Genomic DNA, 13,997 nt, shown 5'->3' on the forward strand with positions numbered 1-13,997 from the left:
TCCTCCCGTGTGGGAGAGGGAGAGGGAGAGGGAGAGGGAGAGGGTGGAGACGGTACCGCAAGAAGACTGAGCCGGTCTGCTGCGAGCACGACGTTCCGAGTCTGAGAGACTGCTTGACCTGATCGACGGTCTTCGTACCCTCATCGTCATCACGGCGCCGCGCAGCGGAGACCGGAATCAGAACCGCCGATCGTTCTTCAGGAAGATCGACGGCGTACCACTTCGTTTTTTTCCACCTGCGCGTCTGGATCCCGGTCTCCGCTGCGCGGCCCCGGAATGACAAGGAGGGCGTCAAGACTGTCGTGCAAATCAGGCAGGCTCTGATTGAGAACCGTATCACCCTCACGCGGGGTCTTCGATCCCCGGCCCCTGTCGCACACGGGAGAGGGGAGACGCGCCATTTTTGCCCCTAACAGTCCTGCACCCGCGGCGAGAGGAGAAAATCTCCGCCTCTCCTTGGATTTATACTTCAATCGGAAGTCCTGCTGCCGACGCGGGAAGCCGATGCACCTGTCGGTCGCGAACCGGCGTGACAGCGCTCGCGAGGAGACTCGCGGGGGCATCTGCGCGACCGGGCGTTTGTGCCGCGCCGGGCCCTGATCTCTGGCGTCGGCGCGCCGCACCCTGTCGCTGAGCGAGCGCGAGATCTCGTCGGACCGCACCGCCAGGACGGACACCAGGGTGTCGCTCAGCCCGGGCAAAGCCTCCGAGACGCCCTGCAGGTAGACGTGCGGCTCGAAATCCGCGCGGGCCGACCACACGGTGGTCTCGGTCGGGCCCTACAGGGTCCAGGCCCGCACCGGCCCCGCCGATCCGGCGAGGTTCCGGGCGAGGTCGGGAGCCAGAGCCTCCCCGCCGCACCAGCGCCGGCACGACGCCGGCAGGACCCGCCCGCCGCCGAGCGGGCGCCGGGTCGTTGGGGGTGGCCTGCACCACGTCGACGTCTCGTCCCGCACCAGGGCCGCGATCGCGTCCGGGTCGCGGGCCTGCGCGCGCGAGGCGAGCACGATGCGCGCCCACGGTGAGCGGCAGGAGGAGTTCGAGCACGGCGATGTCGAAGGACAGCGACGTCAGCGCCAGCAGTCGCGGGCATAGGCCTGCTCGTTGTGAAGCGGGATGTGCTGGTAGGGCGGGGACTCGGTCGAGGTGTAGACGCCCGACGTCACCTGGCTGCGCGGCGTCGAGCCGAACTCGTAGGCCCGGGCCGATGCGCGAGCGACCCGTCCCCTCGGTCGGGAGGACCGGCAGGCCGGGAGATCGCCCTCGCGGTCACCGCCTCGGCTTCGTTCCGATCAGCGGACGAACGACGACGCCCGACGTTCGGGGCCGGACCCGATCATTCTTCCACGCCGGCGTCCCGCCCCGGGTAGCAGGATCGGGCGCTCCGCCCCGCCCGGTTGTGCGGCAGGGGGTTTGGCCATAAGCCGCCATGCCCGTTCCGGTCCGGTCGACGGCCGGGCGGGGACGGCGGACGGATGGCGGCACCGCGCTCGCCCGGGATGGAGAGGCGGCGTGAGCGACGCGCACGGATCCTCGGCGGATCGCGACCGGGAGAAGCGGGAAGAGGCCCGGGGAGAGGATCGAGTGGAAGCCTTGCTCCCGCACCTCGTCGACGCGATCCCCCTGCGTGCCGGCAGCGTCATCGTCACCCTCTACGGCGACGTCGTCGAGCCGCGCGGCGGCCAGCTGTGGATGGGCTCCATCATCGAGACCTGCGGGGCCCTCGGCCTCAGCGAGACGCTGGTGCGCACCGCCGTGTCGCGGCTCGTGGCCGCCGGGCAGCTCGCCGGCGAGCGCCAGGGACGGCGCAGCTTCTACCGTCTCACGGAGGCGGCGCGGCGCGAGTTCCTGGCCGCCGCCCGGACCCTGTTCGAGCCGCAGCCCGACGCCGGCTGGCGGTTCGTCTGGCTCGGGGCCGAGGAGGCCGGCGAGACGAGTCCGGCCCTGGACCGGGACGGGTTCGTGCGGCTCGCTCCCCACTGGTGGCTCGGCCCGGCCCGGGACCGGCCCGCCGACCCGGCCCACGTGACGTTCGAGGCCGGCACCACCGCACCGCTCCCGATGCTGCAGCGTCTCGTCGCCGCGCACTGGGACCTCGCGGCGGTGGCGGCGGGCTACGACGCCGTCCTGGCGGCCTTCGGGGGCGTCACGGACGCGCTCGATGCCGGGCTTCGCCTCGCCGATGCCGAAGCCCTGCAGCTGCGGCTCCTTCTCGTTCACGCCTATCGCCAGGTCGCCCTGCGCGACCCGCGCCTGCCGGCCGGCACCCTGCCGGAGACCTGGAGCGGTCATCGCGCCCGCCGGCTCTTCGCGGACCTCTACCTGCGCCTCTCCCCCGCCGCCGACCGTCACGTCGGGCGGCACTTCCTCAGCGGGAGCGACGCGCTGCCGCCCGAGACGCCCGACACGCTCGGCCGGCTGGCCTCCCTCGCCCGGATCCGCGACGGCGCCTGACTTCCCGCGATCGGACGGCCGTCGCGAAGCGGCGCCGCAAAGCATCACACATTTTCCGATAATGGCTCTTGAAGTGTGATGCTTCGCCTGTCAGATTAGTGCCAACAGACTGGGCGACGTGCCCGGGCGAGGGCCGGCATCCTCCGGGTACGGCCCCGCCGGCCGGCCCGCGACGCGGCAGGAGGAGACCCGGCATGTACGCGCAGCTGGTGAAGACCGACGCCACCCAGGTCCGCGGTCTCGACGAGATGCCACCCGAGGAGCGCGCCTTCCAGGAGCGGATCGACCGCGGCGAGAAGATCGAGCCCAAGGAGTGGATGCCCGAGGGCTACCGCAAGACCCTGATCCGCCAGATCGGCCAGCACGCCCATTCCGAGATCGTCGGGCAATTGCCCGAGGGCAACTGGATCACCCGCGCCCCGACGCTGGAGCGCAAGGCGATCCTGCTGGCCAAGGTGCAGGACGAGGCGGGCCATGGCCTCTACCTCTATTGCGCCGCCGAGACGCTCGGCGTCAGCCGCGACGAGCTGATGGAGCTGCTCCACGCCGGCAAGATGAAGTATTCGTCGATCTTCAACTACCCGACCCTGACCTGGGCCGACATGGGCGCGGTCGGCTGGCTGGTCGACGGTGCGGCGATCATGAACCAGGTGCCGCTGCAGCGGACCTCCTACGGCCCCTACAGCCGGGCGATGATCCGCATCTGCAAGGAGGAGAGCTTCCACCAGCGCCAGGGCTACGACATCATGACGAAGATGGCCGGCGGGACCCCGGCCCAGAAGCACATGGCGCAGGATGCGCTCAACCGCTTCTGGTTTCCGGCGCTGATGATGTTCGGCCCCTCCGACAAGGATTCGGTCCATTCGGCCCAATCGATGGCCTGGAGGATCAAGATGAACACGAACGACGAGCTGCGCCAGAAGTTCGTCGACCAGACCGTGCCGCAGGCCGAGCGCCTCGGACTGACGGTCCCGGACGAGGGGCTGCGCTGGAACGAGGACAAGGGCGGCTACGACTTCTCCGAGCCGGACTGGAGCGAGTTCTTCGAGGTCATCGCCGGCAACGGCCCGTGCAACCGCGAGCGGCTCGGCGCCCGGGTGAAGGCCTGGGAGGACGGCGCCTGGTTCCGCGACGGGCTGAAGGCGCATGCGGACAAGGCGGCCCGCGCCAGGATGGCGGTCGCGGCCGAGTGACCGCGACGGGCGTACACCAACCAGCAAGACGCATCGGGGAGTCGGGACATGTCGAGCGAATGGCCGTTATGGGAGATCTTCATCCGCGGCCAGCACGGCCTGAACCACCGCCATGTCGGCAGCCTGCACGCCCCTGATGCGGAACTGGCGATCAAGAACGCCCGCGACGTCTATACCCGCCGCAACGAGGGGGTGAGCATCTGGGCGGTGCGCTCCAGCGACATCGTGGCGTCGAGCCCGAGCGACAAGGGCCCGCTCTTCGAGCCCTCGAACAGCAAGGTCTACCGCCACCCGACCTTCTACGACATCCCGGGCGACGTGGGGCACATGTGATGCCGTCCCTCCCCGACGTGATGACCCGGGACGCCGCCGCCCTCGCGGCCTCCGCGGCCGCGGCCCGTCCGGCTCCCGACGATCCGGCCCCCGACGATCCGGCCCATGAGATGGGGCGTGAGCCGGTTCATGAACCGACCCGGGCCGCCCTGGTCGAGTTCCTGATCCGGATGGGCGACAACACCCTCGTCCTCGGGCACCGCCTGTCGGAATGGTGCGGCCACGGCCCGGCGCTCGAGGAAGATATCGGCGTCGCCAACATCGCCCTCGACCTGATCGGGCAGACCCAGTTCTGGCTCGGGCTCGCCGGCGAGGTCGAGGGCAGGGGGCGCAAGGCCGACGACCTCGCCTTCCTGCGCGACGTCTGGGAGTTCCGCAACGTCCTCCTGGTCGAGCTGCCGAACGGCGATTACGGCCACACGCTGATGCGCCAGTTCCTCTTCGATGCCTGGCACGTCGAGGCCTTGCGGGCGCTCGCCGCCTCGACCGAGGCGCGCGTGGCGGGAATCGCCGCGAAGGCGGTGAAGGAGGCGCATTACCACCTCGAGAAGTCCGCCGACCTCGTCGTGCGCCTCGGCGACGGCACCGAGGAGAGCCGTCGACGGATGCAGGCCGCCCTCGACGTGTTGTGGCCCTATGCGGGCGAGCTCTTCCTGGGCGACGCCGTGGACGCCGTCCTGGCCGAGGCCGGTATCGCGCCCGATCCGGCAAGCCTGCGCGCCGCCTGGGATGCCACGGTGCGGCCGATCCTCGCCGAGGCGACGCTGCGGGTCCCGGACGGGACCTTCGCCCACAAGGGCGGGCGGCGCGGCATCCACACCGAGCATCTCGGGCGCATGCTCGCCGAGATGCAGTTCCTCCAGCGCGCCTATCCGGGCGCGACCTGGTAGGGGGCCGTCGTGGTGTCCGTGACAGCCCTTTCCCCCGCGCAGACGCAGGCCCGTCCGGAGATCGGCACGATCCGGGACTGGCTCGCCGAGGTACCGGATCCCGAGATTCCGGTGATCTCGATCGTCGATCTCGGGATCGTGCGGGACCTCGCCTGGGAGGACGACACCCTGGTGGTCACGGTGACGCCGACCTATTCGGGCTGTCCCGCCACCGCGGTCATCAACCTGGCGATCGAGGAGGCCCTGCATGCCCGCGGGATCGAGCGCTTGCGCATCGAGCGGTCGCTGACGCCCCCCTGGACCAGCGACTGGATCGCCGCGGAGGCCCGGGAGGCCTTGCGGGCCTACGGCATCGCCCCGCCGATCGACGGGACGGCGGCGGACGGCCGGCTGCTGGGGCGGATCGGCCGGCTCACCGGCGGCTCGAATCTCACCGTGGCCTGCCCGCGCTGCGGCTCGAACCGGACGGAACGCGTCAGCCAGTTCGGCTCGACCCCCTGCAAGGCGAGCTGGCGCTGCACCGACTGCCTCGAGCCGTTCGACTACTTCAAGTGCATCTGACCCGTCCGGGGTCGATCCAACCTACGAGTACTGGCCGCCATGGCACGCTTCTTTCCCCTCGACGTCGCCGAGATCCGGCGCGACACCCGGGACGCGGTGGTCCTCACCCTGAAGCCGCGCGAGGGCGACGCCGAGGCCTTCGCGTTCACGCAGGGCCAGTACCTGACCTTCCGGCGCGCCTTCGACGGCATCGAGCTGCGCCGCTCCTACTCGATCTGCGCCGGCCGGGACGAGGGCGCCCTCAAGGTCGGCATCAAGCGGGTCGAGGGCGGGGCGTTCTCGACCTGGGCCAACCAGGAGCTGAAGCCCGGCGACGTGATCGAGGCGATGCCCCCGATGGGGGCGTTCCACACGCCGATCGAGCCGGAGACGGCCCGCCACTACCTCGGCTTTGCCGGCGGCAGCGGCATCACGCCCCTGCTGTCGATCCTCAAGACTGTGCTGGCGCGGGAGCCGCACGCGCGCTTCACCCTGGTCTACGCCAACCGGCAGATCTCCTCGATCATGTTCCGGGAGGAGCTCGACGACCTGAAGAGCACCTATCTCGGCCGGCTCTCGATCGTCCACGTCCTCGAGAGCGAGACCCAGGAGATCGACCTGTTCACCGGGCGGGTCGACGCTGAAAAATGCGCCGCCTTGTTCTCGCGCTGGATCGATATCGGCTCGGTCGACACTGCCTTCATCTGCGGGCCCGAACCGATGATGCTGGCGATCGCGGCGTCGCTCCGCGAGCACGGGCTGTCGGACGCGCAGATCAAGTTCGAGCTCTTCGCCTCCGGCCAGCCCGGCCGGGCCCGGGCGCGCGCGGCGTCGAGCACGGCCTCGGCCGCCGACGCGCAATGCGAAGCGACGGTGACCCTCGACGGGGCGACGCGCACGTTCCGGATGCCGAAGCAGGGCGAGAGCCTGCTCGATGCCGCGCTCGCCAACACCATCGACGCTCCCTACGCCTGCAAGGCCGGCGTCTGCTCGACCTGCCGCGCCAAGGTGCTGGAGGGCGAGGCCGAGATGCTCACGAACCACGCCCTCGAGGATTACGAGGTGCGTCAGGGCTACGTCCTGGCCTGCCAGTGCTATCCGACGACGGACACGCTCGTCGTGAGCTTCGACCAGTAGATCACGGGCCGGGAGGACGGCGTGCCGGAGACGATGGACATCGAGGAATATCTCCGGCAGGGCGGCGTCCTGACGAACCCGTCCAACGTCCCGCCGCGCTACCGGGGCGAGCTGCTCCGGCTGATGGCGACCTTCGTCGACAGCGAGCTCGCGGGCTCGGCCGGGTTCGCCGCGATGATCAACGAGGCACCGGGCCTCAAGGCGCGGATCGCGGCCGCGCGGATCGTGCTCGAGAAGACCGACCACGCCGAGCGCGTGCTGACCCTGATGGGGACCTTCGGGGCCGACACCGCCCGCTACGCGGTGCACCATCCCTGGGCGGCCCGCCTCCCGCGCGACGCCGATCTCGGGGCGGCGCGTCACGGCTCCGACATGCGCCTCTCGGTGTTCCACTATCCCTTGCAGGGCTGGGTCGATGCCGTGGTCATGAACGTGCTGATGGGCCGGGCCGTCGGCGTCCAGCTGCAGGAATTCTCGCACCTGTCCTACGCGCCGCTCGCTGACGTCTTCCGCCAGATCGCCCCGCGCGAGGCGCGGCACGCCGGGCTCGGCGAGGAAGGCCTGATCCGGATCGTGGCGACCGAGAGCGGGTGCGCGGAGGCGAGACGGAGCGTCGCCTTCTGGCGCCCGCGCATCGCCGCGAGCTTCGGCCGCGAAGGATCGGCCCGCTTCGATACCCTCCGCCGCTTCGGCCTGCGCCGCCGCACGAACGAGGACTTGGCCGCCGCCTGGGCGGCGGAGATGGACGCGCTCCTGCCGGCCTTCGGCATGGCGTGACCGCACGCCGGGCCCGGCACCGGCGATCCGGAACACGACGGAAGGGCGGGGGCCCCGAGCCGGCCGCAGCACCGAGCCCGAGGGTTTGAGCAGCCGATGACGGTCTCCCGCTCGCCGGACAACCGGAGCGTAAGCCATTCATCGCGTCAGCAGAAGCGTTCCAGCCTCGCCCTCCATCGGTCATTCGCATAAGGTAGGTTATGGAACTCGATGCGCCTGGCCCGGCATCGGCCTGAACGTCCGATACGGGAAAGGTGCCTGTCGGACAATAACGGGCGCCGCGGACGATCCATCTCGGCCGGATGCGACTCCCGGTCGACACCGGGCCTTGCCGCAGGATCCGCGTACCCCGTGCGCGAGCGGGGCCGGCGACACCCGATTTCCAAGGATCGATAGGATCCAAGCCCGAATCGACAGCCCGAACCTGCCGACAGACACTCCGAACCCGCCATGTGTCGACCGTGGGCATGTCCGGCATGATTGACGTCGTCCCACGAACCTTGCGACATGACATCGGAATCGACGCAATCTCGCAGGGGATGCACGATGCGCCCCGTGCGCAACAACGGCACGGTTCTGTCGGAATGACGGTTGACCACCCGAGGACGAGATGGGAGGACGAGGGTGACGGTTCCCTTTCGGGGGACGAGAAAGGGAATGCGGTGAGGCGCGAGCCGAATCCGCGGCTGCCCCCGCAACTGTGAGCGGCGAGCCTTCCACCACCTTACGTCACTGGGTGACTCACACCTGGGAAGACGGTGGCAGGCACTGACCCGCGAGCCAGGAGACCTGCCGTCAGCCGTGGTCACACGCGAAACGCGTCAGACGGGGTGTTCTGATGGGTGTCCGAAGGCCGTTATCCTGTCGCGGGATGACGGTTCGAGGCCTCGTTCGCGGTGACGTGCCACTGCCGTCTCCCGAGGCTCGAAGCCCGTGTCCCGTCCCGTCCGCCCCGCCCTCTGGCGTGCGCTCGCGCTGTCCTGCGCGATCCCCGGCCTGCTCTGCAGGCCCGCCCTCGCGCAGCAGGTCGCTGCTCCCTTCGCCGATGCCCCACCTACGCGTGACGGGACGATCGCGCTCTCCGAAATCACCGTCTCGGCCACGGGTGTGCCGACGCCGATCGCCACCACGGGATCGAGCGTCACCGTGCTCACCTCGGACGTGCTCCAGGCCCAGCAGATCCGCACCGCGCCGGAGGCCCTGCGGCAGGTGCCGGGCCTCACCGTCGTCCAGACCGGCGGTGCAGGCGGCCAGACCTCCGTGTTCATCCGCGGCACCAACTCCAACCACGTCAAGGTCCTGATCGACGGCATCGACGTCAACGACCCCTCGACGCCGAACCGCTCCTTCGACTTCAGCCAGCTTCAGACCGAGGACCTCTCCCGCCTCGAGGTGCTGCGCGGGCCGCAGAGCGGCCTCTACGGCGCCGACGCCATCGGCGGCGTCATCTCCTTCGTGACCAGGCGCGGCGAGGGACCGCCGAAGGTCACGGCGTTTGCCGAGGCCGGATCGTACGGCACGTTCAACCAGGGCGGCCGGCTGTCGGGCGCGTCGGGCATCGTCGACTACGCGTTCTCCGTGCAGCACCTGCGCCAAGCCGCTCTGCCGGTCACGCCGTTCGACGTGCTGCCGCCCGGGGTGCCGCTGCGCACCGCCTTCACCGACATCAGATCCGTCTCGACCAAGCTCGGCGCGCAACTCACCGACACCTTCCGCCTGAACTATTTGCTGCGCTTCTCCGACAGCGCCTATCTCGACCAGGCCGATGGCGGCTTTCCCTATCGGCCGACGCCCTACCGCAACCTCAACGACCAGCAGCAGCTCCTGATGCGCGGCGAGGCCGAGTGGACGCCGCTGCCGGGCTTCCACAACGTCTTCGGGGCCAACTACGCCACGTTCGACCGCCTGTTCGCCGGACCGCTCGACCCGCTCGCGCCGCCGACGTCCTCGACCACGCTCGGCGAGCGCACCCGCTTCGACTATCGTGGCGACGTCCAGCTCGCCCCCGGCCACCAGCTGCTGTTCGGGGCCCAGCGCGAGGACGAGCGCTTCCAGGCCACCGGCATCGACAGATCGAACGGGAATACCGGCGGCTTCGCCGAGCTGCAATCGGCGATCACCGACCGCGCCTTCCTGGTCGCCAACATCCGCCACGACGCGAACGACCAGTTCGGCGGCGCGACCACCTTTCGGATCGCGCCGAGCTACACGTTGCCCACCACGGAGACACGCCTGAAGGGCAGCGTCGGCACCGGCTTCAAGCCGCCGACCCTGAGCCAGCTCTACCAGGATTATCCGGACTTTCGGTTCTTCGGGAACCCGGCCTTGCGGCCCGAGGAGAGCTTCGGGTTCGACGCCGGCTTCGAGCAGCCCCTCGGCGAGAGGGTGCTCGTCGGCGCGACCTATTTCGAGACCGATTTCCGCAACCTGATCCAGACCGCGTACTTCCCGACCTTCTCGACCAGCGTGAATGTCGGCCGCGCCGTGGCGTACGGGGCGGAGAGCTTCGTTGCGGTCACGCTCACCGATACCCTGAGCGGCCGGGTCGACTACACCAACACTGTCACCAAGGACGAGATCACCCACCAGGAATTGCTGCGCCGGCCCCGGCACAAGGTCAGCGCCACCGCGATCTGGAACCCGGTGCCGCAGCTCACCCTCACCGGCACCCTGGTGGCGATCGGCGCGTTCGTCGACGGTAACCGCGACTTCTCGGTGCCCCGGCTGAAGAACCCTGGCTTCACCCTGGTCAACCTCTCGGCCAATTACGCCTACTCGGACACCCTGACGCTGTTTGCCCGCATCGATAACCTGTTCGACCAGCGCTACCAGAACCCGACCGGCTTCCTCGGCGCGGGCCTTGCCGTCTATGGCGGCGTGCGCGTGACCGCGTTCTAGAGGGCGCGGATGCGGGCCTTGCGCCGCCTCGGGGCCGCGGCCGGACTGGCCGCCGCCTTCGCCGCCTTTCCGGTCGTGGCCCGGGAGAACCCGGCCGCGCCGGTCCGGCCGATGCGGATCGTCTCGCTGAACCTCTGCGCGGACGAGCTCGTGCTGCGGCTCGCCGACCGGGCGCAGGTCGCGGCGGTGACCGCCTTCGCGGGCGATTCCCGCGGCTCGACCGTGGCGGCTGAGGCCGCCGGGGTGCCGGTCACACGGGGCCTCGCCGAGGAGATCGTCGCCTTGAAACCCGATCTCGTCGTCGCCGGGGCCTTCACCACCCGCACCACGGTGGGGCTCCTCCAGCGGATCGGCATCCCGCCGCTCGAACTCGGCGTGCCGGCGGATCTCGACGGCGTGCGGGCCCAGATCCGCCAGGTCGCGGCGGCCGTCGGGCATCCGGATCGTGGGGAGGCCATGGTGGCGGCGCTCGACGCCGGCCTCGCGCGGGTCGTGCCGGCGGCGCGCTCCTTGCGCGTCCTGGTCCTGCGCCCGAACGCCTTCACGGTCTCGCCCGGGACCCTCGGCGACGCGATCATCCGGGCCGCCGGCCTCGTCAACGTCGCCGCCGCGATCGGCCGGGACCGGACCGGATCGGTGCCGCTCGAAGCCGCGGCCCTGGCCGATGCCGATCTCGTCGTGGTCGACGCCAATGAGACGGGCACGCCGTCCCTCGCCGATGCCCTGCTGCACCACCCGATCCTCGAGAGGCTGCGCGGGCAGGGGCACATGGTTGCGATTCCCAACCGCCTGTGGACCTGTCCCGGACCGCAGATCGCCGAACTCGTCGCCCGGCTCGCGGCGGCGGCGAGGGAGCGCGCCCCATGACGCCCCCCATGACGCCCCCCGTGACACGCATGACGCCGCAGACCCGCAGCCGGCGCCTCGTCGCGGGCTTGGGCCTCCTCGTCGGCCTCCTCACGCTCGCTTCGGTCGCGGTCGGCTACGCCGCCCTCGATCTCCCGGCCGCCCTGGGCGATGCGTGGGCCGGCCGGCCCACCCTTCCCGCCCTGGTGCTGATGGAGCTGCGCCTGCCCCGCGCCCTCCTCGGCGCGCTCGTCGGCTTCAGCCTCGGCCTGACCGGGGCGGTGATGCAGGGCTACCTGCGCAATCCGCTGGCCGATCCGGGCATCCTCGGCGTCTCCTCGGCCGCCGCCCTCGGGGCGGTGATGGTGTTCCATGGCGGGCTCGCCGGCAGCCTGTCGCTGGCCCTGCCGCTCGGCGGCATCGCCGGGGCCGCCCTCGCGGCGCTCGGCATCGTCGTGCTGGCCGCCCGCGGCACCGGCACGCAGGGGCTGATCCTCGCCGGGATCGGCCTGTCGAGCCTCGCCGGCGCCCTGACGGCGCTCGTCCTCAACCTCGCGCCCAACCCCTACGCCGCCCTGGAGATCGTGTTCTGGCTGATGGGGTCGCTCGCCGACCGCAGCCTCGATCACGTCCGGCTCTGCCTGCCGCTGATGGCGATCGGCTGGGTCCTGATGCTCTCCACCGCCCGCGCCCTCGATGCCCTGGCGCTCGGCGAGGACACGGCCGCGAGCCTCGGCTTCGATCTCGTCTCGGTCCGCCTCCGCATCGTCACCGGGGCGGCGCTCGCGGTGGGCAGCGGCGTGGCCGTGAGCGGGGCGATCGGCTTCGTCGGCCTCGTCGTTCCCCATCTGGTGCGGCCGCTGGTCGGGGCCCGGCCGACGCCGAGCCTGTGGCCGAGCGGGCTCCTCGGCGCGGCCCTGGTGCTCGGCGCCGACCTCCTCGTGCGCCTCGTCCCGACGCGGCCCGAGCTGAAGCTCGGCGTCGTCACGGCCCTGGTCGGGGCCCCGTTCCTGATCGCGCTGCTGGTCCGGCGGGGGGACGGCCGATGAGGTTGTCCGCCGACGATCTCCGGGTCCGGGTGCAGGGCCGCCCTATCCTCGACGGGGTGTCGCTGTCGGTGGGAGAGGGCGAGTTCGTCGGGCTCGTCGGCCCGAACGGCGCGGGCAAGACCACGCTCCTGCGCGCGCTGGCCGGCCTCGTGCCGCCCTCCGCCGGCCGGGTTCTCCTCGACGGCCGGCCCCTCTGCGCGGTCTCCCGGGACGAGCGGGCGCGCCGCCTCGCCCTCCTGGTCCAGTCGGCCGGGATCGGCTGGCCGATGCGGGTCTCGGAGGTCGTCGCCCTCGGGCGCCTGCCGCATCGCCGGGCCTTCGCCCCCTTGAGCGAGGCCGATCACGCGGCGGTCGCCCGGGCGATGGCGCGGGTCGACGTCACCCACCTGCGCGAGCGGACGGAGCCGAGCCTGTCGTCGGGCGAGCGGATGCGGGTGCTGCTCGCCCGCGCCCTCGCGGTCGAGGCCGAGATCCTGCTCGCCGACGAGCCGATCACCGCCCTCGACCCGGCCCACCAGCTCGACGCGATGGACCTCCTGCGGGCGACCAGCCGCACCGGGACCGGCATCGTCGCGGTCCTGCACGACCTCACCCTGGCCGCCCGCTTCTGCGACCGGCTCGTGGTGCTGCATGGGGGCCGGATCGTCGCCGACGCGGCGCCCGCCCTCGCCCTGACGGACCCGCTGCTGCGGCAGGCCTTCGGCATCGCGGTCCTGCGCGGCACCCATGCCGACGGCTCACCCTACATCCTGCCCTGGCATCGCGCCGGGCACCCCCGGGAGGACGACCATGACCCATCCGGCCGAGACCCCGTTCGAGCGCCAGACCGTTCCTGACCGCGACGCCGTCGCGGCGCTGCTGCGGGACGCCCTGCGCGATCCCGGCACCGCCTGGAGCCTCGGCAGTTTCGGGGCGATCGCGGAGTTCATGCGCGATCCCGACGAACCGGTCTCGGCCCTGCCCGACGATCGCCTCGGGATGGCGACGGCCCGGGGCGCCATCGCGATGCGGCCCGATCCCGACCTGCGCCCGGTCGCCTACGAGACGGCGAGCGCCTCGGGCTGGAACCACGCCGTGGCGCTCTGCCTGCCCGAAGGGGCCTGCGCCATGAACCGGCGCGGCGTCGTGACGGAGCTCGGCCCCGACCACGAGGCGGCCCGCCCCGAGGATCGCGACGGGGTGCTGTTCGATCTCGGCCTCGACCTCTTCGCCATCGACGCCTGCCTGCGCAGCCGCGACCCCGAGGTCATCGCCTGCCTGCGGGAAGGGGCCGGGCAGCCGCTCTTCTCGCCCGGCAACCCGATCGGGCCGCGCCTCGTCGCCCTGAGCCCGCACCGGGTCTTCCTCGCGCGGTTCGGCCGCATCGAGGTCTATGCCCCGATCCCGCCTGCCGGCGGCACCAGCCCGGAGGGGCCGCACACCCACGTCCTGCCGAAGCTCCTGCGAAGCGGCCGGACCCATTCGGCGACGACGCCGATCCCCGCCGGCCTCGTGCCCTGCGCCGCCCTGCACCCGGCCCATCCCTGCAAGGACATGCAGGGGCGGCGCATCGCCTTCGATCCGGCGCGCCTGGCAGCGTTCCAGGTCCTGCTCGCGCGCTGGGGCGATCCGGCGCTGGTCGCCATCAAGCACGGCGCGGAGGATCACGGCGGCGTGTCGGGCCGGCACGCGCAGGGCGCCCGGCGGGTGGCCGAGGCGCAGGCCCGCGCCCTCCGCGGCGAGAGCATCGAGACCGGCCCCGCCGACGAGGAGGACGAGGGCGCCGACCTCCACGCCTGACCGGATTCCCGATCGTCGCGGGCCATGCCCCGGCGCTCCGTCCGGGGAGCCCGGCCCCCTCCCCGCCCGGCAGGGCCGTCCGGGGAGAGGGCGATTGCCCT

13 protein-coding genes and 1 riboswitch are annotated in these 13,997 nt (G+C 71.5%); of the genes, 12 read left to right on the top strand and 1 reads right to left on the bottom strand.

Features of this window, described 5'->3' with window-relative positions; translation table 11 throughout:
• Nucleotides 1-779: 779 nt before the first annotated feature.
• On the bottom strand, nt 780-1,007 hold the full coding sequence (locus tag miv_RS28545) for a hypothetical protein (RefSeq protein WP_125901081.1): 228 nt from the start codon (nt 1,005-1,007) through the stop codon (nt 780-782).
• 577 nt (nt 1,008-1,584) lie between these two features.
• Between miv_RS28545 and miv_RS28555 the strand changes: the two genes are divergently transcribed.
• The 12 genes from miv_RS28555 to miv_RS28610 all read left to right on the top strand — a co-directional run bounded on the left by miv_RS28555 (nt 1,585) and on the right by miv_RS28610 (nt 13,896).
• Entirely contained in the window at nt 1,585-2,454 is an 870-nt protein-coding gene (locus miv_RS28555; protein ID WP_048429928.1) for a PaaX family transcriptional regulator C-terminal domain-containing protein, read from the top strand.
• A gap of 194 nt (nt 2,455-2,648) precedes the next feature.
• Nucleotides 2,649-3,647, top strand: a complete 999-nt coding sequence (paaA, locus tag miv_RS28560) for a 1,2-phenylacetyl-CoA epoxidase subunit PaaA (protein WP_207180317.1) — start codon at nt 2,649-2,651, stop codon at nt 3,645-3,647.
• Between the two features lie 48 nt (nt 3,648-3,695).
• Nucleotides 3,696-3,980, top strand: a complete 285-nt coding sequence (paaB, locus tag miv_RS28565) for a 1,2-phenylacetyl-CoA epoxidase subunit PaaB (RefSeq protein ID WP_048429926.1) — start codon at nt 3,696-3,698, stop codon at nt 3,978-3,980.
• Between the two features lie 110 nt (nt 3,981-4,090).
• Nucleotides 4,091-4,870, top strand: coding sequence for a 1,2-phenylacetyl-CoA epoxidase subunit PaaC (paaC, locus tag miv_RS28570; RefSeq protein WP_244749102.1), 780 nt, complete (start codon nt 4,091-4,093; stop codon nt 4,868-4,870).
• 18 nt (nt 4,871-4,888) lie between these two features.
• Nucleotides 4,889-5,431: a 1,2-phenylacetyl-CoA epoxidase subunit PaaD gene (paaD, locus tag miv_RS28575; protein ID WP_280529459.1), complete on the top strand. Its 543-nt coding sequence runs from the start codon at nt 4,889-4,891 to the stop codon at nt 5,429-5,431.
• Between the two features lie 39 nt (nt 5,432-5,470).
• Entirely contained in the window at nt 5,471-6,547 is a 1,077-nt protein-coding gene (locus miv_RS28580) for a 2Fe-2S iron-sulfur cluster-binding protein (RefSeq protein WP_207180319.1), read from the top strand.
• A gap of 21 nt (nt 6,548-6,568) precedes the next feature.
• Nucleotides 6,569-7,324 carry a Phenylacetic acid catabolic protein gene (locus miv_RS28585; RefSeq protein WP_244748761.1) on the top strand — a complete coding sequence of 252 codons (756 nt, stop codon included), beginning with the start codon at nt 6,569-6,571 and terminating at the stop codon, nt 7,322-7,324.
• Between the two features lie 611 nt (nt 7,325-7,935).
• Nucleotides 7,936-8,135, top strand: a riboswitch (cobalamin riboswitch).
• 122 nt (nt 8,136-8,257) lie between these two features.
• A complete protein-coding gene (locus tag miv_RS28590) occupies nt 8,258-10,222 on the top strand; it encodes a TonB-dependent receptor plug domain-containing protein (protein ID WP_207180321.1) in 1,965 nt (654 codons plus the stop codon).
• Between the two features lie 9 nt (nt 10,223-10,231).
• Complete coding sequence (locus tag miv_RS28595; protein ID WP_207180322.1) at nt 10,232-11,089, top strand: ABC transporter substrate-binding protein; 858 nt, start codon at nt 10,232-10,234, stop codon at nt 11,087-11,089.
• Nucleotides 11,086-12,117 carry a FecCD family ABC transporter permease gene (locus miv_RS28600; protein ID WP_207180324.1) on the top strand — a complete coding sequence of 344 codons (1,032 nt, stop codon included), beginning with the start codon at nt 11,086-11,088 and terminating at the stop codon, nt 12,115-12,117. The genes miv_RS28595 and miv_RS28600 overlap by 4 nt, the downstream gene beginning before the upstream one ends.
• Nucleotides 12,114-12,953, top strand: a complete 840-nt coding sequence (locus miv_RS28605; protein ID WP_207180325.1) for an ABC transporter ATP-binding protein — start codon at nt 12,114-12,116, stop codon at nt 12,951-12,953. Before miv_RS28600 ends, miv_RS28605 begins: the two co-directional genes overlap by 4 nt.
• On the top strand, nt 12,907-13,896 hold the full coding sequence (locus miv_RS28610; RefSeq protein WP_207180327.1) for a DUF6925 family protein: 990 nt from the start codon (nt 12,907-12,909) through the stop codon (nt 13,894-13,896). The genes miv_RS28605 and miv_RS28610 overlap by 47 nt, the downstream gene beginning before the upstream one ends.
• Nucleotides 13,897-13,997: the final 101 nt, after the last annotated feature.

This window comes from Methylobacterium indicum (genome assembly GCF_017347565.1).
In the GTDB taxonomy this organism is placed as follows: Bacteria; Pseudomonadota; Alphaproteobacteria; order Rhizobiales; family Beijerinckiaceae; genus Methylobacterium; species Methylobacterium indicum.

Coding starts and splice junctions, on each gene's coding strand:
- paaA (WP_207180317.1), top strand. CDS start 2,649: ATGTACGCGCAGCTGGTGAAGACCGACGCCACCCAGGTCCGCGGTCTC.
- paaB (WP_048429926.1), top strand. CDS start 3,696: ATGTCGAGCGAATGGCCGTTATGGGAGATCTTCATCCGCGGCCAGCAC.
- paaC (WP_244749102.1), top strand. CDS start 4,091: ATGGGGCGTGAGCCGGTTCATGAACCGACCCGGGCCGCCCTGGTCGAG.
- miv_RS28580 (WP_207180319.1), top strand. CDS start 5,471: ATGGCACGCTTCTTTCCCCTCGACGTCGCCGAGATCCGGCGCGACACC.
- miv_RS28595 (WP_207180322.1), top strand. CDS start 10,232: ATGCGGGCCTTGCGCCGCCTCGGGGCCGCGGCCGGACTGGCCGCCGCC.
- miv_RS28600 (WP_207180324.1), top strand. CDS start 11,086: ATGACGCCCCCCATGACGCCCCCCGTGACACGCATGACGCCGCAGACC.
- miv_RS28605 (WP_207180325.1), top strand. CDS start 12,114: ATGAGGTTGTCCGCCGACGATCTCCGGGTCCGGGTGCAGGGCCGCCCT.
- miv_RS28610 (WP_207180327.1), top strand. CDS start 12,907: ATGACCCATCCGGCCGAGACCCCGTTCGAGCGCCAGACCGTTCCTGAC.